12 protein-coding genes are annotated in these 25203 nt (G+C 66.0%); 5 read left to right on the plus strand and 7 right to left on the minus strand.

The window, feature by feature from the left end; all coding sequences use genetic code 11:
• Positions 1-26: 26 nt before the first annotated feature.
• The 3 genes from preA to hydA are packed head-to-tail and all read left to right on the plus strand — an operon-like array spanning position 27 to position 4107.
• Positions 27-1151 carry an NAD-dependent dihydropyrimidine dehydrogenase subunit PreA gene (gene preA / locus ABXH26_RS15475; protein ID WP_353567999.1) on the plus strand — a complete coding sequence of 375 codons (1125 nt, stop codon included), beginning with the start codon at positions 27-29 and terminating at the stop codon, positions 1149-1151.
• Position 1152: 1 nt separating this feature from the next.
• Positions 1153-2634, plus strand: coding sequence for a CoA-acylating methylmalonate-semialdehyde dehydrogenase (locus ABXH26_RS15480; RefSeq protein WP_353568000.1), 1482 nt, complete (start codon positions 1153-1155; stop codon positions 2632-2634).
• A gap of 36 nt (positions 2635-2670) precedes the next feature.
• On the plus strand, positions 2671-4107 hold the full coding sequence (gene hydA / locus ABXH26_RS15485; protein WP_353568001.1) for a dihydropyrimidinase: 1437 nt from the start codon (positions 2671-2673) through the stop codon (positions 4105-4107).
• Here hydA and xdhC read toward each other — a convergent pair.
• Positions 4098-4868 (minus strand): xanthine dehydrogenase accessory protein XdhC, encoded by a 771-nt coding sequence (xdhC, locus tag ABXH26_RS15490; protein WP_353568002.1) that lies wholly within the window; start codon positions 4866-4868, stop codon positions 4098-4100. The two genes, hydA and xdhC, sit on opposite strands and share 10 nt — an antisense overlap.
• A gap of 137 nt (positions 4869-5005) precedes the next feature.
• On the opposite strand from xdhC, the gene uraD reads away from it, so the two are divergent.
• On the plus strand, positions 5006-5512 hold the full coding sequence (uraD, locus tag ABXH26_RS15495) for a 2-oxo-4-hydroxy-4-carboxy-5-ureidoimidazoline decarboxylase (protein ID WP_353568003.1): 507 nt from the start codon (positions 5006-5008) through the stop codon (positions 5510-5512).
• Between the two features lie 123 nt (positions 5513-5635).
• Positions 5636-6862, plus strand: coding sequence for a urate hydroxylase PuuD (locus ABXH26_RS15500; RefSeq protein WP_353568004.1), 1227 nt, complete (start codon positions 5636-5638; stop codon positions 6860-6862).
• A gap of 274 nt (positions 6863-7136) precedes the next feature.
• Here ABXH26_RS15500 and ABXH26_RS15505 read toward each other — a convergent pair whose 3' ends face one another.
• The 6 genes from ABXH26_RS15505 to ABXH26_RS15530 all read right to left on the minus strand — a co-directional run bounded on the left by ABXH26_RS15505 (position 7137) and on the right by ABXH26_RS15530 (position 25083).
• Positions 7137-8483 carry a lipopolysaccharide biosynthesis protein gene (locus ABXH26_RS15505; protein WP_353568005.1) on the minus strand — a complete coding sequence of 449 codons (1347 nt, stop codon included), beginning with the start codon at positions 8481-8483 and terminating at the stop codon, positions 7137-7139.
• A gap of 24 nt (positions 8484-8507) precedes the next feature.
• Positions 8508-9899, minus strand: a complete 1392-nt coding sequence (locus ABXH26_RS15510; protein ID WP_353568006.1) for a sugar transferase — start codon at positions 9897-9899, stop codon at positions 8508-8510.
• Between the two features lie 206 nt (positions 9900-10105).
• Positions 10106-12280 (minus strand): GumC family protein, encoded by a 2175-nt coding sequence (locus ABXH26_RS15515; RefSeq protein ID WP_353568007.1) that lies wholly within the window; start codon positions 12278-12280, stop codon positions 10106-10108.
• A 9-nt stretch (positions 12281-12289) separates the two neighbouring features.
• Positions 12290-12862, minus strand: coding sequence for a polysaccharide biosynthesis/export family protein (locus ABXH26_RS15520; protein WP_353568008.1), 573 nt, complete (start codon positions 12860-12862; stop codon positions 12290-12292).
• Complete coding sequence (locus tag ABXH26_RS15525; RefSeq protein ID WP_353568009.1) at positions 12852-14027, minus strand: outer membrane beta-barrel protein; 1176 nt, start codon at positions 14025-14027, stop codon at positions 12852-12854. Before ABXH26_RS15525 ends, ABXH26_RS15520 begins: the two co-directional genes overlap by 11 nt.
• Positions 14028-14220: 193 nt before the next feature.
• On the minus strand, positions 14221-25083 hold the full coding sequence (locus tag ABXH26_RS15530; protein ID WP_353568010.1) for a non-ribosomal peptide synthetase/type I polyketide synthase: 10863 nt from the start codon (positions 25081-25083) through the stop codon (positions 14221-14223).
• Positions 25084-25203: the final 120 nt, after the last annotated feature.

A 25203-nucleotide genomic window follows, 5' to 3' on the forward strand; every position in this document is an offset into this window, starting at 1 on the left:
AAGCGGGTCAACCTGTTGCAGAAACCATGCCCACGCTCGCTACCACCGTCGACGGCCTCCAATTGCCCAACCCCTTCGTGATCGGCTCCGGGCCTCCGGGCACCAATTTGAAGGTGATCCAGCGGGCGTTCAAGGAAGGCTGGGGCGCGGTGATCGCCAAGACGGTCAGCCTCGACGCCTCGAAGGTGGTCAACGTCGGCCCCCGCTACGCGAAACTGAAGTCCGCGGACGGCAACGAAGTCATCGGCTGGGAGAACATCGAGCTGATCAGCGATCGGCCCTTCGAGAAGGGGCTCGATGAATTCAAAGAGTGCAAGGACAGCTACCCGGACGGGGTGCTCATCGCCTCGGTGATGGAGGAATTCAACAAGGACGCCTGGTGCGAGATCATCGAGCGCTGCCAGGACGCCGGCGTCGACGGGTTTGAGCTCAACTTTTCCTGCCCGCACGGCCTGCCGGAGCGGAAAATGGGCGCCGCGATGGGCCAGGATCCCGCCATCCTCGAAGAGGTCTGCGGCTGGGTGAACGGCGTGTCGAAGATCCCTGTCTGGGCGAAGATGACCCCGAATGTCACTCACATCGAGGACCCCGGCCGAGCCGCGCTGAAGGCCGGGTGCGAGGGTCTCGCCGCGATCAACACCATCCGCTCCGTCATGGGTGTGGACCTCGAAACGCTGCGCCCGGAGCCGACCGTGGAAGGTTACACGACGCCCGGCGGTTATTCGTCGAAGGCGGTCAAACCGATCGCCCTGCGGATGGTGATGGAGCTGGCGCAGATGATCCGCGCGGAGTTCCCGGGCAGGTCGCTGTCGGCGATCGGTGGCGTGGAGAGCGGCCAGGACGCGGCACAGTTCATCCTGCTCGGCGGCGACACGGTGCAAGTCTGCACCGGCGTCATGAAGTTCGGCTACCCGGTGGTCCGGCGTTTCTGCGACGAGCTGCTGGAGTTCATGGAAAAGAAGGGCTTCGAGACGCTCGACGACTTCAAGGGGCACAGTCTGCAGTATTTCACCACCCACGCCGAGCTGGTCCGCATGCAGACCGAACGCAAGGCGAAGGACGCGGCCAAAAAGGCCGGGATGGTCACCGCCGACAGCGACTGGGACGGCGACGACTTCGTCAAACAGTCCGACGGACTTGCCCGCAACTGACATGGACCTCCTCCCCAATCTCATCGGCGGCCAATGGCGGACGCCGAAGGTCAGCGGGTCCTCACCGGTCATGAACCCCTCGCGGGGCGAAAGCCTCGCCGCCGTCCCGATGTCCTCGGCCGCCGATGTGGACGAGGCGGTGAAGGAAGCCCTCAAGGCCTTCCCCGACTGGCGCGGGACGCCGCCGAACGAGCGCGCGCAGGTCATGTTCCGCCTCAAGGCGATGCTCGAGGACGAGTTCGAGGAGCTCGCCAAGGGAATCTGCCGCGAACATGGCAAGACGCTCATCGAAGCCCGCGGCGACCTGCGTCGCGGCCTCGAAATGGTCGAGTATGCCTGCGGTGCGCCGACGCTGCTGATGGGCGAGAGCCTCGAGAACATCGCGCGCGGCATCGACTGCCACACCGACCGCGTCCCGCTCGGCGTGGTGGCGGGGATCTGCCCGTTCAATTTTCCGGCGCTGGTGCCGATGTGGATGTGGCCGCTCGCCCTGGTCTGCGGCAATTGTTTCATCCTCAAACCCAGCGAAAAGGTCCCGCTCACCATGCAGCGGATCGCCGACCTGCTGAAAAAAGCCGGCCTTCCCGATGGCGTGTTTTCGATCGTCCACGGCGGGCGCGAGGCGGTCGACGCCCTGCTGGAGCATCCGGACGTAGCGGCGATTTCCTTCGTCGGCTCGACCCCCGTCGCCGAAGCCGTCTATCAGAAAGGCTGCCTCCACGGCAAACGCGTGCAGGCGGCCGGCGGGGCGAAGAATTTTCTGGTGATCCTGCCCGACGCCGATGTCGAGGCCACGGCCACGGCCCTGAAAGACAGTGCTTTCGGCTGCGCCGGTGAGCGCTGCATGGCGGGCTCGGTCGCGGTCGCGGTTGGCGAAGCCGGCGAGCGCGTGCTGCCGGCACTGGTCGACATCATCCACTCGATGAAGATCGGCCCGACCGACGTCGAAGACCAACCCGACATGGGCGCGCTCATTTCCGCCCAGCACCGCGATCGGGTTGAGGAACTCATTTCGCTCGGCGAATCGAAGGGCGGCAAGGTGCTGGCCGACGGCCGAAATACGGCGGTCGCCGTAGCTCCCGACGGCTACTACGTCAGCCCGACCGTAATCGACGGGATCGATTACGACAACGACCTCTCCACCACCGAGATCTTCGGCCCGGTGCTGAGCGTGATGCGGGCGAAGACGCTGGACGAAGCGATCGCCGCGGCGAACAGGCAGTCCTTCGGCAACGGCGCCTGCGTTTTCACCACCTCCGGCAAGGCCGCGCGCGAGTTCCGTCACCGCGTTTCCGCCGGAATGGTCGGCGTGAACGTCGGCGTCCCCGCACCGCTCGCCTACTTCCCCTTCACCGGCTGGAACCGCAGCTTCTTCGGAGATCTTCACATGCAGGGCCGCGAGGGCGTGCAGTTCTATACCAAACAGAAGACCACCACCGTCCGCTGGTTCAACTTCGGCGAGGGCGACATCTGGGTAAAGTGATCGGAGCGCTGGCTTCAGCCGGCGCGAAATACAGCCATGAAGAGACTACTCATCAAAAACGGGACCGTGGTGACCGCCGAGCGCGAGTTCAACGCCGACGTGCTGTGCGAAGGGGAGACCATCGCCGCCGTTGGCGAAAAGCTCGACACGCCCGAGGGGGCGGAGGTCATCGACGCCACGGGAAAGTATGTGTTTCCCGGCTTCATCGATCCCCACGTCCACATCTACCTGCCCTTCATGGGCACCTATGCCAAGGACACCTACGCCACGGCGAGCCGGGCGGCGCTGGTCGGCGGCACCACGACGCTGATCGAAATGTGCTGCCCGGGATGCGACGATGACCCGCTCGAGGCCTTCGAGCTGTGGAAGAGCAAGGCCGAGGGCATTTCCGCCTGCGACTACACCTTCCACATGGGCGTCACCCGCTTCGATGCGGAAGCCGCGGAAAAGCTCAAGCAGATCGTCGAAGCCGGCGTCGCCTCGTTCAAGGTCTTCCTCGCTTACAAAGGCGCCTTCGGAATCAACGACGAGGAACTCTACGAAACGCTCAAGCTGGCCAAGGAGCTCGGCGTCATCGTCACCGCCCACTGCGAAAACGCCGAGCTGGTCGCCAAGCTCCAGGCGCAGCTCGTCTCCGAGGGAAAGACCGGCCCGGAATGGCACGAACCGTCCCGCCCGGTCAGGGTCGAGGCCGAGGGCTGCCATCACCTGATGACCTTCGCCGAGCAAACCGGCGCGCATGTTTATGTCGTCCACACCAGCTGCAAGGACGCCGTGGATGTCATCGCCGATGCCAAGGGCCGCGGCGTGCAGGCGTGGATCGAAACGGTCATTCCGTATCTGGTACTAGACAAGTCGTACGCCGAGCGACCCGACTTCGAGGGCGCCAAGTGGGTCATGAGCCCGCCGATCCGCGACAAGGCGCACCAGCCGGTCCTGTGGCAGGGCCTCGCCGAGGGCACCATCGACACGGTCGGCACCGACCACGCGCCCTTCGATTTCAAAACGCAGAAGCACATGGGCCACCCCGATCCGGCCAAGGCGCTCAACGCCGACTTCTCGCTGCGCGGCGAGGGCGCGAATTTCACGCTCATCCCGAATGGCATCCCGAGCGTCGAGGAGCGCGTCAACCTGCTCTACACCTACGGCGTGAAGGCCGGGAAGATCGACCTCAGAACCCTGGTGAAGGTGGCCAGCACCCAGGCGGCGAAGATTTTCGGACTCTATCCGCGCAAGGGCGAGATCGCCCCCGGCAGTGATGCCGACCTGGTGATCTACGACCCGGACTACCGCGGGAAGATCTCGGTCGAGACACAGCAGATGGACACCGACTACTCCGGCTTCGAAGGCGTGCAAATCGAAGGCCGGCCCAGCGTGGTCACCGTGCGCGGCGAGGTCGCCGTGCGCGATGGCGAATTCGTCGGCACCATGGGCCGCGGCCAGTTCCTCGCCCGCAGGCCGACTCATTTCTGATCGCGCACCTGCAGCAACCGCGCTGCGATGCTCACCGCGATCTCCGCCGGGTCGTTGCCGCCGAGCGGCAGCCCGAGCGGGCATTCGAGCTTGTTGAGGAAATCCTCGGCCACCCCGTCCTCGCGGAGCTCGCGCCAGAGGACGGCCTTCTTGGCGTCGCTGCCGATCACGCCCGCGAAGGGCACCTCGGGAAAACGCCGCGCCACCTCGCGCAGCACCGGGCGGTCGGTCGCGTGGCCCTGGGTCACGGAAATGACGAAGCTGTCCGGGCGGACCCGCTCCACGCCGTGCTCGAAACCCGCGACGAGGTGTTTCCGCACATTTGTCGATGCCGGCACGCCCGCCAGCCATTCCCCGCGGGTATCTACGACGTCCACCGTACATGCCAGCGTCGCCAGCAGCCGCACCAGAGCCCGCGAGACATGCCCGGCGCCGAAGACGACGATCGACCACTCGCCACCGCCGTCGATCCGCTCGAAAAGCAGCGTCATTTCCCCTCCACAAGTCATGCCGACGTCGCGCTGGAGGTTCCAGGTCTCGGTCCGGCAGCGTTCGCTCGCGCCGAGCATCGAGGTCGCCAGCTCGACCGCCTTGGCCTCGATCCTGCCACCGCCGACCGTGCCAGCGGGCAGGCCTTCCGCCGTCACCAGCATCTTCCCGCCGACCTCGCCCGGCACGCTGCCGCGGGCGGCGGTGACGGTCACCACCACCATCGGCCGCCCGCCCCTGCGGGCCTCGGCGATCGCCTGCCAGACATCCATGGCCGGAGCATCTTCGCAGCAGCGCCAGTTATCAAGGAACGCCGATTATGAAATCGGCATCGACGGTCCCTTGAGGCAGTCTTTTGGGGACCATCCACTCCGGCTCCGCATGCCGATTTCATCGTCGGCGTTCCATTATGACCCTCAACGAACTGAACACCCTCACTGCCGAATCCTTCATCGAAACCTTCGGCAGCATCTACGAGCACTCACCCTGGGTCGCGGAAGGCGTCGCTCCCCTGCGGCCATTCCCCACCCGCGCGGCCCTCATTTCCGCCATGCAGGAATGGGTCGATCGCGCCACGGACGACCAAAAGCTCGCCCTCATCCGTGCCCACCCGGACCTCGCCGGCAAGCTCGCCCGTGCCGGCAAGCTCACCGCCGAATCGACCCGCGAGCAGGCCGGCCTGGGCCTCGACCGTCTGTCCGAGGACGAATACGAGCGCTTCACGTCCCTCAACACCGCCTACCGCGAGCGCTTCGGTTTTCCCTTCATCATCTGCGCCCGCAAGCACACCCGCGCCTCGGTGCTGGAAGCCTTCGAGCGTCGTCTCGAACACGACGAGGCCTCCGAGATCGGCGAGGCCATCCGCCAGATCCACGACATCGCCCGGCTCCGCCTCCACGATGCGGTGGAGGAATAGCACGCGGCCTGCTACGCCGAGTCTTTTGATGGCCACAAAAGGCACAGAGAACCCAGCAGCCTTGTGAATCTTATGCTTTTTGTGGCTGTAGGACTTTTTTCAGAAACGCCCTAGAAATCACCCATGTCCTCCGCGCTCGCCGAGATTGCCGCCATCCTTCTGCGCTTCGCCCACGTCGCGGCGGCGATCATGTGGATCGGCAATTCACTGCTTTTCACCTGGATGGAGCTGCGCCTGATCGCGCGCAGGAAGGACGACCCCGACGAGGACCTGATGGGCTACCTCGACATGCTCCACGGCGGCGGCGTTTTCCACCTCCAGAAGCGCGTCCTCAAGCCCGGCGCCATCCCGCAGCCGCTCCACTGGTTCAAGTGGCAGTCTTACACCACCTGGCTGACCGGCTTCACCCTGCTGTGCGTCCTTTTCTATCGCGATGGCTCAACCCTCGCCGACGCCACCAAGACCGACCTCTCCGGTCCCGCCACCGCCGGGCTCAGCCTGGCCGGGATCGCCCTCGGCTGGATCGTCTACGACCTGATCTGGCGCTCGCCTCTCGGAAAAAAACTGTGGCTTGGTGCCCTGGCGACCTTGGTTTTCATCGCCGGCGCCGCCTGGTTTTACGGCGGCATCTTCAACGGCCGGGCGCTCTACCTCCAGATCGGGGCCATGATGGCCACCTGGATGACCGCCAACGTCTTCGTCCACATCATGGGCAACCAGCACCGTTTCATGGATGCGTTGGCGTCCGGCCAACCGCACGACGTCACCCTCGGCAAGCGCGCCAAGTCCCGCTCGCTGCACAACCACCACATCACCTTTCCGGTGCTGTTCCTGATGCTCAGCGCCCACTTCCCGCGCCTCCACGCCTCGGACCAGCGCGTGCCCATTCTCGTGATCGTCATCGTCGCGTTGGTCGCCGTGAAATTCCTCATGAACTCGCGGCTCTACTTCCGCGGCTGGCTCGCCACGATCTTCGCCGTGGTCATCGGTGCCACCACCGCCATCGCCGGCCTGATCCACGTGCCGCCGCCTGTGCCTGACGGGAAAACGACAGCCGCGATGGAAGGCGAGCAGCTGTTCCAATCGCTCGGCTGTGCAGCCTGCCACATGCAGGGAAGCTCGGAAATCGCGCCGAGGCTCCATGGGCTCTTCGGCACCACCCAGGCACTCGCGGATGGCTCGGACATCGAGGTTGATGACGCCTACCTCCGCGAGTCGATCCTCGAGCCCCAGGCCAAGGTCGCCGCCGGCTTCGCGCCAGCCATGCCGTCCTTTCAAGGCATCGTGGACGAGCCGAAAATGAAGGCCTTACTGGCCTACCTTCGCTCGATCGGTGCCGCCCGGAAATGAGCTTCCGCGAACACGTAATCGCCGGAATATCAAGATGGGTTAATGATTGCCCTGCTTCGCCGAGCAAGCCCGCCGACTTCGTCACTGACCAAGGTCCGCCCCATCCCGTGGGAGGAGCTTGGAAGGAAACCGAAGCCGGCAACCGGCAAGATGGATTCACGGGGACGCCCACATGTCATCGCGCCGAGGCTTCGCCGGAAAAGCCAGCCATTCCCATCTGTTTCCCGAATTCCCCCTTCCGCTCCCGGGCTTTTCCACCCGGGAGCGGCTTTTTTTATTCGCCGAGGGCCCGCCTGACTTTTGAAGGCAAGAGCCAACCCGTGACCAGCAGGATGGTGGCACCCATCGTGGCCATCATGAGCGGCACGCCGCCGAAATGCAGACCCGCCGTGGCACCGCCGGCGACCAGCACCGTCTCGACAAGCTGAACCCGCGCGAGGGTCCGGACCTGCCCGGTGCCGATCATCAACACATGGTTGAGATGCCGCCAGGTGTGGGCGGCGAAATACAGCGCGAAGGCCCCCATCAAGCTCCGGGGCAGTCCGGCGAATTCCTCACCCAGCCAGAGTTTCAAAACCCAAGGGCCGACCGTCACCCAGCCGACCGCCGCACAGGCCGCGAAGGCGACCCCCAGCAGGTAGAGCCTCCGGGAAGCGATCCTCGCCCACGGGCGATCATCCCGGGCAAGGGCCTCGGCCACCGCCGGCCAGGTCGGCGTGCTGACCATCATCACGAAGCCGAGCTGCATCACGCTCACCTGCACGAAGATCATGTAGAGCGATACGGCGTCAGGGCCGCCGTGGTGCCCGACCAGCCAGGTGCAGACATTGTATTCCACGAAGCCGACAAGCAGCGCGCAGGTCGCGAAGGCCGCGCCATCGCTCAAGAGGTGCCGGATCAGGGAGCGCTCGATTCCCGCGAAGCGCGGAAGCATGTCGGGGTGGCGTTTCCACAAGGAAAACGTGTTGCCGAGCTTGGCGACCACGATGGACCCGTGGACCGCGAGCACCAGAAACCAGACCTGCGGGATTTTCCAGACCGCCAGTCCGACCGCTGCGGCGGCCAGCAGGTTGCCGATCGCGCCCCAGGTGTTGGTGTGGGAAACCTCGAGCAACCCCTCCCGTAACCGGTCGGTGAGGTTCAGGAGAAACAGCGCGAGGAAAAGGCCGAGACCGAGCCAGAGAGCGGGTCGCATCGTTTCCTCGGTGCCGGCGAACTCACCACCGAAGAGGGTCGGGATCGGAACCGTCATCAACACGCCGCCGGCGAGGAAGCCGGCCAGGGCGGCGATCGCCAGCAGCATGAAGAACGCCGTCGATGCCAGTTTCTGCCGCTTGGCGAAGTCGTTCGAGGCACCCGCCTTCGAAATGCCATGAGCGAGGGCGGGCCCTACGCCCACCTCCAGCAAGGCCACGGTGGCCAGCGCGGTACTCACCGCGCCGAACATCCCGAACTCCGCCCGCCCCATCACCCGCAGGGCCGCGGGCAGGGCGACCAGCTGGAGGAGGAAGGTTCCGCCCTTCGAGAGGAAGGACGTGAGCACGGCGCTGCGGATCGACGAATCCCGCCGCGCGCCGTGGTCGATCAGCTCCGTTTCCTCCACGGCGGCGAGCATAGGCATCGGATCAAGGCTGGAAAGCTGGGATCAGCAGGCACCTTTCCGCTTGAAGAAGGTCAGAAACATGATCTGCACGTCGAGCAGCAGGTTCCAGTTCTCGATGTAGTCGAGGTCGAACTTCACCCGCTCGCGGAGGCAGGTGTCGCCGCGGAGGCCGTTGACCTGGGCCCATCCGGTCACACCGGGCTTCACGTTGTGGCGGATGTTGTAGTGGCGGATGTCCTCCTTGAAGTCCTCGATCAGCTCGGGGCGCTCGGGGCGCGGACCCACCAGGCTCATCTCGCCCCGCAGGACGTTCCAGAACTGCGGCAGCTCGTCGATGTTCCAAGCGCGCATCAAGGCACCCACCCTGAGCCGGCGCGGGTCGTCCGCAACCGTCCAGCCCGGGGCGCCGTTGACCTCGGCATCGAGCTTCATGCTGCGAATCTTGAGGATGTCGAAAGGCTTGCCGTTGAGGCCGATGCGGCGCTGCCGGTAGATCACCGGGCCGCGGCTTTCGAGGTAAACAAGGGCGGCGAAGCACGCCATCACCGGGGTGAAAACCATAAGCCCGAAGATCGCGCCCACGATGTCGGTGGCGCGCTTCAGCGCGTTGTTCATCGCATGGTGCAGCGGCAGCTGGCCGACGCCCAGCACCGGCACGCCGTGGACGGTTTCGAGTTGGAGTCCGGAAACGAGCACTTGAAAGCAGCTCGGGACGAGTTTGAAGTCGATGAACTCCTTGCCGCAGGTCTCGGCCAGCTCGAGCATCTCGTGACGATCCAGCGCGGTGTCCACCGCCATCACGACATCGGCGCCGGATTCGCGCAGCAGGTGCCGGGCATCGGTGAAGCGGCCGAGCACCGGCACGTCGTCACCGCTGGGATCTTCGCGATCGGTGGCGATCCGGCCGATGATCTGGAAATTGTGCGAGCGTCCTTCCGAAAAGCGGGCCGCGGTCAGCGAGCAGTCGGGGTTCCAGCCCACGAAGACCACCTTTTGCCGCAGCGCCGAGGCGATGGGCTCGCGGCGGAACAGGCAGTAGAGAAACCAGCGCCAGAGGCTCAGGGATGCCCAGGCCAGAACCGCACCGAACACGCAATACATCCGGCTGATCGGGGGCTCGATTTTCAACAGCAACGCCAGGCTGAGGAAGGTCACGAACCACAGGCCCACCGACTTGAAGACCACGAACAAGGTCCGGCGGATCGCCAGGAAATTGCGGGGATCGTGGGCGCGGAAGTTCGTCAGCAGGAAAACCATCAGCACCGCGCCCAGCAACACGTGCCCGGCGTAGTCGCGCATGTCGATCGCGCGGTCCAGCACTCCCATTTCGCGCACGCTGGTCTCGAAACGCAGCAGATAGGCCGAGAGGAGGCTGAAAATGACGATGGACGAATCGCCGAGGAAGCTCAGGGCGACCAACTTCTGGTGCGCCATCCAAGTACGATGGCGGTGACGCAGCGTAAACAAACGCTGCCGCAATTCAGGCGCGTCTCCCGCAGATACGGGAGTTTCGCACGACCGGGGGGGTGTCGTGGGATTCATTCGGGGGGTGTGGGGGGGGGTGACAGCTTGGAGCGGTCTACGCGCCGCAGAAGCGGTAAGGGACCCGCATGATCGCGTAGAGGTCTTAATTGTCAAGGTTAAGAACGATGGGGAGGGGGAACAATCAGATCAACATTGCCGCGGTTTCCGAGTCCTTCACGAACCACCGCCAACGAAGGGGCATCGCCGCGTCCGACGGGGTGTTCATTCCAGATGAAGCCGACCAGATTGGCACCGGCAGCCCGGAGTTGCTTGGCGGCCTCGCGAAGCTCCACGCGATCGCTTCCTCCTTCGCCAACCACCAAACAGGTGCGGTCCGCACTGCGGGCCACCGTCTGCGCATCGGGCGAACCGAGCACCGACGGCGCGTCGATGACCACGCGGTCGAACCAGTTGCCGGCCTCGTCGAGCAAAGCGGCCAAGCGGGTGCGCGACAGCAATTCGCTCGCGTCGGAGCGCAGCTCACCGGAGGAAATCAGGTACAGTGCCGGCACCGCAGTGCGGACGCAGGCGTCGGCCGCGCTCGCCCGCCCTTCGAGGTAACCTCCCAGTCCCAGATGGCCGGCCCGCTCGCGGAGGTGTTCGCGGCTGATGCCGGGCGTGCGCAGGTCGGCATCGACCAGCAAGGTGCGATGGCCCTCCAAGGCCAGCGAGACGGCGTGGTTCACGGCACAGAACGAGGCGCCTTCCCCGGCGGTGGCGGAGGTGAAAAGAATCGACTGCAGGCGGTCGCCCGGACCCCGCGGGGAAAGGACCACGCGCAACCGGCGGAACGCATCGGCCAGCGAAGACCGCGGATCGGAAAGCACCACGGCACCGGAACGTTCGTCACCTTTCGGCAGCTGGCCGAGCATCGGCACGCCGGTCGCCCGCATGGCGCTGGCGGCGCCTCTCACCTTGCGGTCGCCGAGCTCGAGGCCGGCCGCGACGAAGAGTCCGAAAAAGAAGGCCAGAGCGGTCCCCAGCCCCATGATCAGAGCCTTGCGCGGGCGGGACGGCTTTTCGGGAACCGTCGGCTGGTCCCGCCAACTCAGCACCGAGGCCGGCACAGACCCCGCGAGGTTCGCCTCGCGGAGCTGGCGGGTCACCTGCTGGTGCTGCTCCAGGTTGTCCTCCGCCTTGCGTTTCAACTGGGTGAATTCCTCGCGCAGCCCTTCCACGTCCACGGCCGTGGTCTTGGAGTTCGCCACTTCACGCTCGAGCTTGGCCTCGTTTTCGAGCGCGATCTTGTAGCGCTTCTCGATCGCCTCGGCTGCGGTGACCATGGCCGCCTGAAGGCTTTTCTTCGTCTCCGCCAGCTCGGCCGCGGCCCGCTTGTATTCGGGGTGCTTATAAAGATAGCGCTCCTTGACGCGGGCGAACTCGGCCTTCTTGGTCCGCACCTCGCGGGTGAGTTCGACCACCTCGCTGGATGCCCCGCTTTCCGGCAGGCCGGCCAGGGCATCCGGATTCTGCGGATCCAGCCGCGAAAATGCCTCCCGCTCCGACTCGAGCTTCAGGCGCTCGGTCTTGGCCTCCGTCAGTTGGCTGCCGAGGATCGATAACTCATCGCGCGCCGTCCCCGTCCCCGGCTCGCCGTCGAGCCCCGGCACCGGGTGCTGTTCGCGGAAATCCCGCACCGCCTGTTGGGACCGATCGACCTTCGACTTGAGGCTTTTTTCCTCCGCATTGAGACCCTCGATCATTTCCGCGAGGATCGTCTCCTGCCGCTCGGCGCTCAGGGTTTCATATTCCACCTTCACCGCCTCCACGAGATTCTTGGCCCGCTCGGGATCCGGATCCTCGACCGTGATGTCGATCAGCCGGGTGCCGCGGCGGAGCACCACCGTCAGCCGGTCTTCCAGCACCTTCAGTCGCTGCTGGTCGCTGGTCGCCTCCGGCGCAAAGGTCGGGTCCTTGGCCAGCCCGAGCCGGTCGGACACGCGCATCAACAGCATGTTCGAGAGCATCCCCTGCTCCACCGACTGCATCTGCTCGAGGTCCCGCGATTCCTCCGTCGTGGCCGCCTGGATGTCCGAGATCTTCGGAGCTTCCGTGCTCACATAGACCGATCCATGGGAAATATAGTACTTCGTCGCGCGCTTCGCCACATACCAGCCCGCGACGCCGCCGAGGATCGCCAGCAGCAGCGGAATCCATGACCAGCGCTTGAGGAAGCCACCGATCCGCGACACCTCCACCTTGGGCAGGAAAAAGGTCGGATCCGTCCCGCCCGGCGGGCCGAGGGCCGTCGAAGGTGGATGGGATTCTGGTCGTGACAGGGGGTGACTCATGCAGGCGGGTCAGAATATGCTCTCGGGAATGGTGATGACATCGCCGTCCCGCAAGGGAATGTCGCGGGCCTCGCCGGCGGTGATGGCGCGGACGTTGACCCGGATTGGCTTGGCCGAGCCCTTGCGCTTGAGGGTAATCTTCTTGGAGTTGGCGATCCGCGTCATGCCACCCGCCAGGCCGATCGCCTCAACGATCGTCAGCTCGCGGTTCGGATCGAGCTGGAACACGCCGGGCCGCTGGGCCTGGCCGAGCACGGTCACCGTTTTGCGCACCCGCGCGGTGATCGCCACGGTGACCTCGGGTTTCACCAGATAGCCATCGTGCAGCTTGGCCTCGATCGCCCGTGCGGCGTCGGTCGTCGTCATGCCTGCCAGCCGCACCGCGCCGATCAGCGGCATTTCGATCTCACCCTTGGTGGAGAGCTGCCCGCGGGTGGTCAGGTCGTCCTCGCGGAAAACCCGGATCTCCACGCTGTCGCGGCTGCCGATCCGGCCGGACGAGGCCTCCTGGGCCGCCGCGGGGGCGATCACCATCAGCCAGGCCAGCCAGGCCCGCATCATCATCTGCATCCTAGAATTCATACTCCAGATCCACTCCCAGTTGGTGGTTGTCGTAGCCGAACGCCACGTTGTTCGACGAGTTCCGCTCATAGCGATAAAAGGCGCCCACCCGGAAATCGTCGGTCACCGAGTATTCCAGCGCCGGCCGCACGAAAATCACTTCATCACTCCGGTTCGCCGCGCCGGTGCCCGCCACCCGCTTGTAGTCCGAGCTTTCGTAGCCGCCTTCCAGCGTGGCGACCCAATGCTCGCCGAGTTTCTGGCGGAGGCCGGCACTGACCCCGAGAACCTCCATATTCTGCCCGGCGAACACCGCCGAAACATCCTCACGCCGGTAGCCCGCCACGAACAAGGACGTGCCGGCCCGCGCCGCCCACTCGACCCTGCCGTCGAAGACGCCGTAGGTGTCGCCACCCTGCACGTAGTCCCGGCTCTCGATCCCCGCCCGCAGGTTCACCTTCCACTTTTCCCGCGGCTGCCAGATCATCTGCACGGTGGCCTGCTGGAAGGTCTGCTTCGGCGCGCGATCGATCTCCGTCCGGCCGTTCCGATAGGCCACCAGAAACCGGGTTTTCGGCGAGTAGGCATATTCCAGACCCGCCTCGAAGTAGGAGGAATCCGCATCGGTCAGGACCGCCTGGTCGTAGTCCTGCGTGGTCTGCCCGGCGGCGACCTGGACGCCGATCTTCTCCTTCGGCCGCCAGATCAGACGGATCTCGTTGGCGTATTCGGTGCGATCGGAATTCAGTCCTCCGAGTTCCGACTGAGGATCGCCGAGGCGACGAAAGCCGCCCTTGTAGGCAACCCCGGTACGACGTCCCTCGTAGCTGGCCGCCACCACCAGTTCGTGGTCGATCCGGTTCTCGCTGCCGTGATCGAGATAAATCACCCCCGAGGGTCGATAGATGATCGAGAGGTATCCTCCCTCCCCGCCCTCGCGGCCATTCACCCATCCGATCTTCGGCGTCACGCGGACGATCACGTCGGACTCCGGGCTGGTCCGGCTGAGAAAAATATTGTCGTTGTAGGCGGCACCCAGCTGGACGCCGATGTCCCAGCCCTGATCGGTCGGGTCGGGTGGCGGCTCGATTTCCCGCGGCGGCAGATAGAGCGGCTCGCCGACCGCAGCCTCGACCCGTTGATCCACCGCCGCCGCCGGCTCGGTCACCGCGGGCTGGTATTCCACGAGATTGTCCAGCGACTGCTGGGCCCGCGCCGGAGCGGCCAGCCCTATCAAAAGGCAGGCAGTCCGTGCCGGGATCCGTGCGGATCCGGATGGAAAGGGAAATCTCACCGGGGGGTCGGGTTCTATCAGGGAATCAGCTTTTGTTCAATGCCAACGAGTTACGGGAAAATCAGCATTCTTGAGATCGAGACGATTACGGACGGCTCAGCCGGCGGCCGAGCGATGAGTTCAGGCTGCGGCTGAAATGATCGGCCAGCGGGGCCACGTGGCCCTCCTCGAACAAGGTCAGGTGCTCGCCGGGGACGTCGATCATTTCCAAGTCATCCACCAACTCGCCCCAGCCATAGTCGCCGGGAACCTCGAACTTGTCGTTCACCTCGGCCGCGCGGAAGACGTGCATCCGGCCGTGGAAATGCCCGGGCCGATAGGCGTCCATCGCCGCCTCGTGAGCCTCGCGCAGCAGCACCGCGCGTTGCTCGGAGTGGGCGGCCGCATGGGTGACCTTGTGAGCCGCGGCGGACTCGGACTTCACCCGCAGGTGGGTTTCCACTCCATCCTTGAAACGTCCGGCCAGCTTGAGGATCCGTTCGCCGAGCGACAGGTCCTGGCGGGCATTCCAATAAACGGAGACCCGCTCGGTCAGCGCGTAGGGCCGGATGTCGGCCGCGGGATTGAGCGTATCGAAGACGCCGAGGAAAGGCACATCCTCGCCGGCATTCACCAGCTGGCGGGCCATTTCGTAAGCCACCACACCGCCGTAGGAGTAGCCTGCCAGCAGGTAGGGCCCGTGCGGCCGGTCGGCGCGCAGCATTTCCACATAGCGGGCGGCGGTCTCCTCGATCGTGCCCACGTCGATGTCCTCATCGCGGCCCAGGTCGGGCGACTCGATGGCCATGAACGGACGGTCCTTCGGCAGGCGCTCGGCCAGCTCGCGATAGAAGAGAATGCCGCCATCGCCTCCATGGATCGCATACAGCGGGGCCGCCGTGCCTTCAGGCTGGATGACGGCCAGATGGTCGCTCTGGGCCGGAGCCGCCGGATCGTGGGAATTCACCGACTCATCGATCGCCAGGGCCAGCGCGGACACGGTCCGGGCCCTGAGCAGCGTCGCCAACGGCAGCATGGCGCCGAACTCGCGATGAATCCGCGCGAACATCCGCAGCCCGCCCAGCGAGTTTCCGCCGAGCTCGAAGAAGTCATCGTGGCGGCCGACCTCGCCAACGCCGAGGATTTCCCTCCAGACTGCGGCCAGGCGGCGTTCGGTCTCGCCCTCCGGCCCCGTGCTGGAAACGAGCCGCACCGCCCCCGGCTCGGGCAAGGCGGCGGTATCGATCTTGCCGTTGGCATTCACCGGCAGCGCGTCGAGACGCATCACCCGATCCGGCACCATGAAGCCGGGAAGGCGCTCCTCCAGCCAGCGGTTCACCCCTGCCTCCTCCACCGAACCGGCCGCGGAATACCAGGCGAGCAGGCGTTTCCCGGCCGCCCCGTCACCGCGCACGGCCACCTCGCACTGTCGGACGCCGGGATAGGCCTGCAGGCAGGCCTCGATCTCCGCCAGTTCGATGCGGAAACCCCGGACCTTCACCTGATGATCCTTGCGCCCGATGAACTGAATCCGGCCATCGGCGCGCCAGCGGCAGAGATCGCCGGTGCGATACATCCGGCCCCGCGGCGTCTCGATGAAACGCGCGGCGGTCAGGTCAACGCGGCCGATGTAGCCCAAGGCCAGGCCCGCCCCCCCGCAGCGCAGCTCGCCGGCGAAGCCGACCGGCACCGGACGGCCCGAGGCATCCACGATATCGACGAAGGTGCTGGAAACCGGGTGCCCGATCGAAATCGACTGACCGTTCAGGTCCGACTCGCCGATCGTGCGGGTGGTGGTGAAGGTCGTGTTTTCCGTCGGACCGTAGCCATTGATCAACCGCGTTCCCGGAAGCGCCTCGTAGGCACGGCGCACGTGCGGCACCGAAAGCACATCACCTCCCGCAAGCAGCTGGCGCAGCCCGCTCAGCGCCTCAAGATGCTCGTCGACCATCAGCTCGAACAAGCCGGCCGTGAACCAGGCCGTGCTCACGCCCTTGTCACGGATCGCCGCAGCGATGTCGTCGAGCGAGGCCTCGCCGGGCTTCAAAAGCACCAGCCGGCCTCCGTTGAGCAGCGCGCCGAAGATCTCGAAGGTCGAGGCGTCGAAGGCCACCGTGGCGGCTTGCAGGAAGGTTTCATCGGGCGAGAAGCGGCAGTACCCCGTGTCCGTGACCAGACGCATGATGCCCGAGTGCGGAACCACGACGCCCTTCGCCTCACCGGTCGAACCGGAGGTGAACATCACGTAAGCCGGATCGCTGGCCTCGCGATAGGCGGGATTGGCCGGACCGGTGCCGATTGACTTCGGATCAAACGTCGCCAGGCCCGCTTCCGTGGAAGAGCTCAACACAAGCCCGACCCCGCACTGCTCGAAGACCGCCTTGCGCCGGTCCGCCGGGAAGCCGGAATCGACGGGCACGTAGCAAGCCCCGGCCTCCAGCACGGCGAGGATGGAAATGATCAGCTCCGGGCTGCGCTCAAGATGGATGCCCACCCGGTCGCCCGCTTTCACGCCTCGCTCGGTCAGCGCGTTGGCCAGGCCGGAAACACGTGCCGCCAGGTCACGGTAACTCATCTCCCCGCCCTCCCAGTCGAGCGCCCTCCGACCGCCGTGCATTTCCGCAATGCGGCGGAAGCGATCGGAAACCGACTGCGCCGGGAGACTGCCGCCGCCATTGCCCCACGACTCGATCTTGCGGGCCGATTCGGGTGAAAGCAGGTTCAGCATGCCAACCGGCTTGATCGGATCCTCCGCCGCATCGAGCAGCAGTTCGCGCAGGCACTCCAGCCAGCTCAGCATCGTCCCCTCGTCGATCAACTCGTTGTTGTACGTCGAGGACAGTAGCAAGCCGTCCGGCATGATCATCAGGTTGAGGAAGATCGTCGAGTTGCTGTAGCGCGCGGGCACGGTCTCCACCTTCGCCCGCAGGTTGCCGACGTAGCCGGGATCGCCCGAGGGCTCGAGGTTGAAGATCAGCTCCATCATCGGCCGGCGGCCGCCGTCGCGACCGAGCTTCAGCGTGCGCAGCAGCTCGCCGTAGGTCACCTCGCCATGCTCCAGCACGTCGAGCTGGGCCGACGACGCCTTCGCCACGAGTTCCTTGAACGAGCCATCCTTGTCGACCTCCGCCGGCAGCGGCAGGAAGTTCACGCAGTGGCCGACGAGCGACTCCTCGCCCGAGGTCATCTGCCCCGCCGACGGGAAGGTCAGGACGAACTTCTCCTGGTCGGTCAGCCGGTGCACCAGCGCCTCGAAGCCCGCCAGCAGCGTGCTGTTCAGCGTGGCTCCGCACTTGCGCGCCAGTTCCTTGAAACGGGATGCGACCGCCTGATCGAGCTTCAGCTCGCAGGTCGCGGAGCGATACACCGGCGTCGAGCCGTAGGGCTTGTTGAGCGGCAGCTCGGCCTCGGTCACGCCTTCGGCGAAACGTTCCTTCCACCAGTTCAGCGAGACCTCATCGCCCCCACCCTGCTGGTGCTCGCGCAGCGCGCGATCGACGATCGACGGCGCCGCCTTGAGGATCGGCTTCATGCCCGCCTTGCGCGCTTCGTAGCAAACCTTGAAGTCTTTCATCAGGACCTCGAAGGACCAGCCATCGGCGGCGATGTGGTGCGCCACGAACTGCAGCACCGTCAGGTCATCGCGCAAGCGCGCCACGACCACCCGGAAGAGCGGTCCCGTCGCCAGATCGAAGGCGCTTTCGCGTTGCTCAAGACCGGCCTCGACCAGCTTCGACTCGGCGCTTTCCAGGTTTTCCGAACCGCGGAAATCCTTCTCGATCACGCACACCTCCTGCTGGGCATCGACCACGAACTGTGGCGCCTCGCGACCCGGCACCCGCAGGCGCAGCGCGTCGTGGCGATCGACCAGATCCTGCAGCGCCTTGCGCGTCGCAGCCAGGTCGATCCCGCCCTCCAGCCGCAGCTGGAGCATTTCGTTGAAGGCGAGGTTCGCCTCATCGCCAAGCAGCGACGCGAGCCACAGCTCGGACATCGGCTCGGTCATTGGGAACGGTCCTCGCACGCCGGGGGCGGCCTCCGTTTCGGTGGAAACCGAGAGCCGCGGGAAAAAGCCGCCGTCCTGGAGCGCGGCGATCGTTTCCCGGAAGGCGTTGATTACGAAATCGACATCCGCATCCGTGTGCGCCGCGGTCAGGTAGAAGGGCAGGCCCTCCATCGCGAACACGCCGCGCTTACGAAGGTGATAGTAGATCAGGTTGCCGTGCTTTTCGCCGTCGCCGACGCGCAGATACATCTGCGAGTTGAAGTTCACCATCCGCACGTCGATGCCGTGGTCGCGGAACATCCGGTCGACCGTCCGCGCGAGGCGGTCGGCGCGCTTGCCGATGTCCTCCCAGTATTCCTTTGGCTGGGACTTTACGTGCTTCAGCACCGCGCGGCACGCGGCCATCGCGAGCGGCAGGCGGACGAAGGTGCCGGCGAAGAAAGTCACTTCCTTTTCCGGGAAACTGTCATCGCCGTACTGCCACTGGCCGCCGTCGAAGGTATCCATGTACTTCGCCTTGCCGCCGATGATGCCGATCGGCAAAGCACCGCCGCCGAAAACCTTGCCGTAGGTGGCGAGGTCGGCGCGGATGCCGTAGAGGGCCTGCGAGCCGCCCGGACCCTGGCGGATGCCGGTGATGACTTCGTCGAAGACCAGCAGGAAACCCTTTTCCTCCGAGATCTTCTTCACCTCGTGGACGAACTCGATCGGGATCAGCTCCGGCTGGCGGCTCTGCACCGGCTCGACCAGCACCGCGGCGAGCTGGTCGGCCACCTCGCGGATCATGTCGAGCGCCTCGGGCTTGCCCCACGGCACCACGATCACGTCCTGCACCGCGTTGTCCGGAATCCCCGGCGCGAGCGGCAACGTCCGACGACGCGCGCCCTTCCCGACCGAGCGCACCAGTACTGGGTCAAAGTTGCCGTGGTAGTCCTTATCGAAGACGAGGATCTTGTCGCGCCCGGTGACCGTGCGCGCGATCCGCATCGCGGCTTGCACCGCCTCCGAACCGGTGTTGAGGAAACACACGCGGTCGTTGCCGGTCACCTCGCAGAACAGCTTCGAGGTCTCCATCGCCGCCTCGCACTGCGGGCCGATTTCAAGACCGGTGGCGAGCGCTTCCTGGATCGCCTCGGTGACGTAGTCCGGCGCGTGACCGAGGAAGTTCGGGCCGAAGCCGTTGACCATGTCGATGTATTCGTTGCCATCGACGTCCCACATCTTGCAGCCCTTCATCCGGGTGGCCACAATCTGATAGACCATCTCCTTGTAGAGACGGTTGAAGCCATTGACCGTCCGCGGGTCGGCGTGCCACGGGCGATACTCCTGGGTCTTCGCCTTCGAGGTCTTCGTCCGCTCGCAGTATTCGACGATCAACTGCTCCAGGTGCGCGCGCTGCGGCGGCGTGAGTTCATCGCCGGTGCGCACGCGGTCGATGCGCGTCCGCGGCCCGGAAACACCGGACTCCTCCTCGGGGCCTTCCGACGCCGCCGCTCCGGGCGCCTGCGCCAGAGCCTGCGACGGAGCCGGCCCTGATCCTGCCGCCGCTCCATTTCCTACGGCAGGAGACGTAGTTGCGTGCGCAACTACATTCGCCCCACTGCCCGTCGTGGCGCTGACTGCGGCCGGGGTGGTGGCGTTCTTTTCCAGGAAATCGACGAGTTGGCCGACGGTCGGGTAGGTCTGCATCAGGTCGCGGAAGGCGATCGGCACGCCGAAGGCCTTCTGCAGTTCGCGCGCGGCCTGAGTGAGAAGCAGGGAGTCGAAGCCGAGCTCGAGGAAGTTCGAACGCGGCTGCATTTCCTCAGCCGGGATGCCGGAGAGTCCCTCCAGCACCTCGCGCACGCGGCCGAGCATGTCGACAGGCCCGGCAGAGGAGGCACCAACGCCACCTGCTGCCTGCTCCGCCACTGCGGCCGCCGCCGGCTGCATCACCACCGGCGCGGTGGCGGCGGAAGTAGTTGCGCGCGCAACTACATTCGACGTCGTGGCGTTTTTCTCGAGGTGCTCGGTGAGTTGGGCGAGCGTCGGGAAGTTCTGCATCAGGTCGCGGAAGGCGATCGGGATGCCGAAGGTCTTCTGCAGTTCGCGGGCGGCCTGGGTGAGAAGCAGGGAGTCGAAACCGAGTTCGAGGAAGCTCATGCGCGGCTCCATTTCCTCGACCGGAATGCCGGACAGGCCCTCGAGGACTTCGCGGACCTGGTCGAGCATGCTCGCGGCCGGCGCGGCGGCGGGCAGGGCGATGTCGCTGACGGTCTCGGACTTGGGCAGCGGGGCAAGGCGCTCGACGGGGCGGTCGAGCAGGCGGCATTCGAGCCACGCGCGCCGACGCTGGAAGGGATAGGTCGGCAGCGGGACGCGCTGCGCGGGGGCGTCGGCGTGGAAGCGGGCGAGGTCGATCGGCAGGCCGTGCGACCACAGCTCGCCGGCGGCGAGGAGGAGCCGGTCGTGATCCGGCGCGTCGGAAGCCGGGTGGTTGCAGCTGGCGACGTAGCCTTTTCCGGCCCGGCCGGCAGTTTGGCGGGAAAGCGTGGTCAGCGTCTGGCCGGGGCCGACTTCGAGATAAAGGCGGCCTTCCTTCTCCGCGGCAGCAGCAGCGACGGCTCCGTGGAAATCAACGGTCTGCCGGAGATGCGACGCCCAGTAGTCGGGGTCGGTGGCCTGGTCGTCGGTGAGCTTCCCGACGGTGACGGTCGAGAGGATCGTCATCCGCGGCGGGTGGAGTTTCACGCTCTCGATCACCTTGCGGAAGCGCTCGACGACGGGGTCCATCATCCAGCTGTGGAAGGCGTGCGAGGTGTGGAGTTCGCGGACGTTGACGCCCTCGACTTCCATCCTGGCGGCGAACTCAGCGACGGCATCGCGCTCGCCGGCGACGACGCAGAGCTGCGGGCCGTTGACAGCGGCGAGGTCGATTTTTTCCGGCAGCAGCGGGCGAAGTTTTTCCGCGGGCAGGCGGACGGAGAGCATCGAACCGCCGGGCATGCTGCCCATCAGCTCGCCGCGGGCGGCGAGGATGCGCAGGCCGTCCTCGATCGAGAACACACCGGCGAGGCAGGCGGCGGTGAATTCGCCGACGCTGTGGCCGAGCATCAGCTCGGGCAGCACGCCCCAGCGGGCCCACTGGCGGGCGAGCGCCCATTCGACGACGAAGATCGCGGGCTGGGCGAGCACGGTGTGCTTGAGGCGCTCGGCGGCGTCGCCGTCCTTGGCGAAGAGGGTGTCGCGGAGGTCCTCGCCGAGCAGCGGCTTGAGGAAGTCGGCGCAGAAATCGATGTCGGCACGGTAGCCGGGCTCCGATTCGTAGAGGTCGGAGGTCATGCCCGGATGCTGGGCACCCTGGCCGGGGAACATCCAGACGAGGCCCGGCGCGGTGGCGGCGGACTCGACCGGGGCCGGGCGGTTGTCCTTGAGGGCGGCGGCGAGCGATGCCCAGTCGCGGGCGACCACGGCGCTGCGCTGGACCATCGCCTTGCGGCCGAGCGACATGGTGCGGGCGGCGGCGGCGAAGCTCTCGGAGCTGCCGTTTTCCGCGAAGGCGGCGAGCTTGCCGGCGAGCTGATCTACGGCGGCTTCCGTACGTCCGGAGAGGACCCACAGGCGCGGGCCGCCGGGTTCCTCGCGCGGGGTGATGTCGCGCGGCGCCTCCTCGAGGATGACGTGGGCATTGGTGCCGCCGACGCCGAAGGAGCTCACGCCGGCGCGGCGCGGGCTGCCGTTTTCCGAGGTCCACGGGCGCAGCGTGTCGTTGACGAAGAAGGGCGAGTTCGCCCAGTCGATGCGCGGGTTCGGATTTTGGAAATGAAGCACCGGCGGCAGCTCGCCGTGTTCCAGGGAAAGGGCGGTCTTGATGAGACCGCAGACGCCGGCGGCGGTGTCGAGGTGGCCGAGGTTCGACTTGAGCGAGCCGACGGCGCAGAAGCCGTTGTCGCGGGTGCCGTGGCGGAAGGCGGCGGTGAGGCCGGCGATTTCGATCGGGTCGCCGAGCGGCGTGGCGGTGCCGTGGGCCTCGATGTAGGAGATGGTGCGCGGATCGACGCCGGCATCGAGGTGCGCGCGGCGGATCGCATCGGCCTGGCCATCGACGCTCGGGGCGGCGTAGCTGTGCTTGTTGCCGCCGTCGTTGTTCAGTCCGTAGCCGCGGATCACGGCGTGGATGTGGTCGCCGTCGCGGACGGCGTCCTTGAGGCGCTTGAGCAGGACCACGCCGGCGCCGTTGGAGAACACGGTGCCGGAGCTTTCGGCATCGAAGGGCCGGCAGTGTCCGTCGCTGGAAACCATGCCACCCTTTTCATGATGATAACCGCGCTTCTGCGGCACGGTGATGGTCACGCCGCCGGCGAGCGCCATGTCGCAGTGCCCGGCACGCAGCGACATCGCGGCGTGGGAAACGGCGACCAGCGAGCTGGAGCAGGCGGTCTGGACGGTGAGGCTCGGGCCCTTGAGGTTGAGCTTGAAGGCGACGCGGGTGGCGAGGTGGTCCTTGTCGTTGCCGAACTCGACCTGCAGCGCACCGACCTGCGCCTCGGCGAGGTGGCGGCGGTGGACTTCCGGGTCGGAGAGAACGTTGTGCGGAAGATAAGTGTCGTAGTAGCAGCCGGCGTAGATGCCGACGCGGCCGCCTTCGGCCTCGGCGTTGTCGGGCGTGTAGCCGGCGCGCTCGAAGGCCTCCCAGCAGAGCTCGAGGAAGACGCGTTGCTGGGGATCGATGATCTCGGCCTCGCGAGGCAGGATGCTGAAGAGGCCCCCATCAATGCCCTCGTAGAGCTCGGGATCGAGCAACCCGCGGGCGCGGACGAAGGCCGGGTCGTCGGCCGGTCCGGGGACGTCCTCGTCCTCGGCGGTGAAGGTGGAGATCGATTCGACGCCGTTGCGCAGGTTCTGCCATAGCTCTTCGGGCGAGGAGGCTCCGGGCAGGCGCACGGCCATGCCGACGATGGCCAGCGCATCGTCGTCCGACTTCCCGGCGACCTTTTCTACGGCGGACGCCGTAGTTTCCTTCCTGGCGACGAGCAGCGCCTGCTCCTCCACGGTCGGGTGCTCGAACATGCGGACGAGCTCGAAGTGCTTGCCGAACTCGCGCTGGACCTGGGCGTGGACGCGGACGAGCTGGAGCGAGTTGCCGCCGAGGTCAACGAAGCGGTCCTTGCGACCGACTTGTTCGACATTGAGCACGCCGGCCCAGATGGCGGCGATTTTTTCCTCCACCACGCCTTGCGGCGAAACGAAGCGCTCGGAGATCTCGGGTCGCGGCTGAACCGGCGGCGCCATCCATTTCCCGATGGCTTCGGCGGTGCGCAGCGTGTGCGCGATCTCGGCAATGTGACCGGCATCGGTCACCGGCTCGCCGGCGATGGCTTGCTTCGATCCGCCTGCCACGGCGGAGGGCACGAGCGGACACTGGCGCGCATCCTTGCCGGCAAGGATCCGCAGTTCGTCCTCCCAGCGTCCGGGCTGGCTTTCGAGAAAGTCGCGCACCGGCTGGTTGCGGCCGCTGTCGCTGAACCAGATGGCGATTTCCGAAAGCTTCATCTCCGCCGCGACCTCGCCGAGGTAGCGGAGCATGCGCTGCTCGACGCCCTTGCCGAGCGCGCGGCAGCTGAGGAGGAAGGTTTCCGCCCACAGGCGGCCACCATCCTCGCGGAAAATCATGAGGCCGACGGCGCCGTAATCGCCGAAGCGGTCGCTGACCTCGATGAGCCTGCCGGTCATGCCCCGGCAGCTCTCGCGAAGTTCGGCTTCATCGCGCGGGCGCGGGCAGGAGTTGAACTGGTTGGTGCGCCGGGTCAGCTGGCTGGCGCGGGAAAGGTTGCCCTCATCGAGCGGCACGATGTCCATGCGCAGGTCGAGGCCGGCGATGAATTCCTCGTAGCTCGAGGTGCGGTCGCGCAGTTCGCGGCGGCGGGCTTCGTCGTGGTAAAAGTCGGCCCTCTTGGCGTCCTCGGCGCTGGCCGAGTGGCGGTCGAGCACCCACAGGTGCTTCAGGAAGCCGGGCAGCTCCGCCTCGTTTTCCGGCACACGGACGGCGAGCACGGAGGGTGCGTTGGCGGAGACCTCGGCGATCTCCGCCGGGCTGTCATCGAGGAACAGGAATGAGTCGAGCCCGAGGTTGAGCCGCTCGGCGAGGCGCTGGAGATTGGCGGATTTCGGATCCCAGTTGACCATCGCATCGATGAAAGCCTCGCGCGGCATCATGACGCCCGGGTTTTCCCGGAACACGGCCTCGACATCATCGGGATGGTTTTTTGAAACGAGGCACAGCAGGTGGCCCTGCCCGCGGCACTCCATGAGGAACTGCTGGAACGCCCTGCGCCCGGGACCGATCTCGACGCCCTTCGCTCCGACTTCGCCGACCACGCCGGACCACAGGGTGTGATCAGCATCGACGGCGATGACCTTGATCGGCTTGCGCAGACCGGCCAGCACCTGGCGGGCGATCATCGTGCCCAGCGCCTTGAACATGGCGTCGGTGAAAGGAACGGAGGCCGCGAGCTCGGACTCGGCGTCAAAAACCTCCTTCACTTCGTAGAGGGCCACCGCCTCATGGCCATTGACGAATTCCGCCCCGGCCACTTCCGCGACCTGATCGCGGAGTTCATTGAAAAAGACCTTTTCGGCCTCGCCGGATTCGCGACACGGACAGGCGACCACCAACGTGCGGATGCCATCGCGGGCGATCGACTCGGCCAGCGCGGCCCCGACCTCGCGCGCGGCCGAGCGGCCGCGGGTCGGCTGGTCCACGGCGAGGTCCTGTCCACGGACCAGCAGGACGTTGATGCCACCGCGGTTGGTCGAAAGGGGACTGGCGGGATCCAGCAGCTGCTGGAGCACTTGCTGGAAAGGAGTGGTTTCGACGGTGCTGCTGACGCCGAACGAGGCAAACCAGTGTCCGAGGATGGGGACCAACGAGTCTGCGGTGAAGGTCGCGCTAAGGCGCACCGGTACAGCCGGGGAGTGGGACATGCTTGGCGAGGTAGGGGTGGGTAAACAGCGATGCCAGGGGGGATATCGCGGCTGCAGACTAACTGTTTAGTTTGGTTTTACAAGATTTTCAGCCGCGCCAAAAATACCCTTGAACATCAC

The sequence above is a fragment of the Haloferula sargassicola genome (assembly GCF_040362925.1).
GTDB lineage: Bacteria > Verrucomicrobiota > Verrucomicrobiia > Verrucomicrobiales > Akkermansiaceae > Haloferula > Haloferula sargassicola.

What these genes read in the sequence shown, in the direction of transcription:
- preA (WP_353567999.1), top strand. Translation starts at nt 27, where the DNA reads ATGCCCACGCTCGCTACCACCGTCGACGGCCTCCAATTGCCCAACCCC.
- ABXH26_RS15515 (WP_353568007.1), bottom strand. Translation starts at nt 12,280, where the DNA reads ATGAGTCACCCCCTGTCACGACCAGAATCCCATCCACCTTCGACGGCC.
- xdhC (WP_353568002.1), bottom strand. Translation starts at nt 4,868, where the DNA reads ATGGATGTCTGGCAGGCGATCGCCGAGGCCCGCAGGGGCGGGCGGCCG.
- ABXH26_RS15520 (WP_353568008.1), bottom strand. Translation starts at nt 12,862, where the DNA reads ATGAATTCTAGGATGCAGATGATGATGCGGGCCTGGCTGGCCTGGCTG.
- ABXH26_RS15480 (WP_353568000.1), top strand. Translation starts at nt 1,153, where the DNA reads ATGGACCTCCTCCCCAATCTCATCGGCGGCCAATGGCGGACGCCGAAG.
- uraD (WP_353568003.1), top strand. Translation starts at nt 5,006, where the DNA reads ATGACCCTCAACGAACTGAACACCCTCACTGCCGAATCCTTCATCGAA.
- ABXH26_RS15530 (WP_353568010.1), bottom strand. Translation starts at nt 25,083, where the DNA reads ATGTCCCACTCCCCGGCTGTACCGGTGCGCCTTAGCGCGACCTTCACC.
- hydA (WP_353568001.1), top strand. Translation starts at nt 2,671, where the DNA reads ATGAAGAGACTACTCATCAAAAACGGGACCGTGGTGACCGCCGAGCGC.
- ABXH26_RS15500 (WP_353568004.1), top strand. Translation starts at nt 5,636, where the DNA reads ATGTCCTCCGCGCTCGCCGAGATTGCCGCCATCCTTCTGCGCTTCGCC.
- ABXH26_RS15505 (WP_353568005.1), bottom strand. Translation starts at nt 8,483, where the DNA reads ATGCCTATGCTCGCCGCCGTGGAGGAAACGGAGCTGATCGACCACGGC.
- ABXH26_RS15510 (WP_353568006.1), bottom strand. Translation starts at nt 9,899, where the DNA reads ATGGCGCACCAGAAGTTGGTCGCCCTGAGCTTCCTCGGCGATTCGTCC.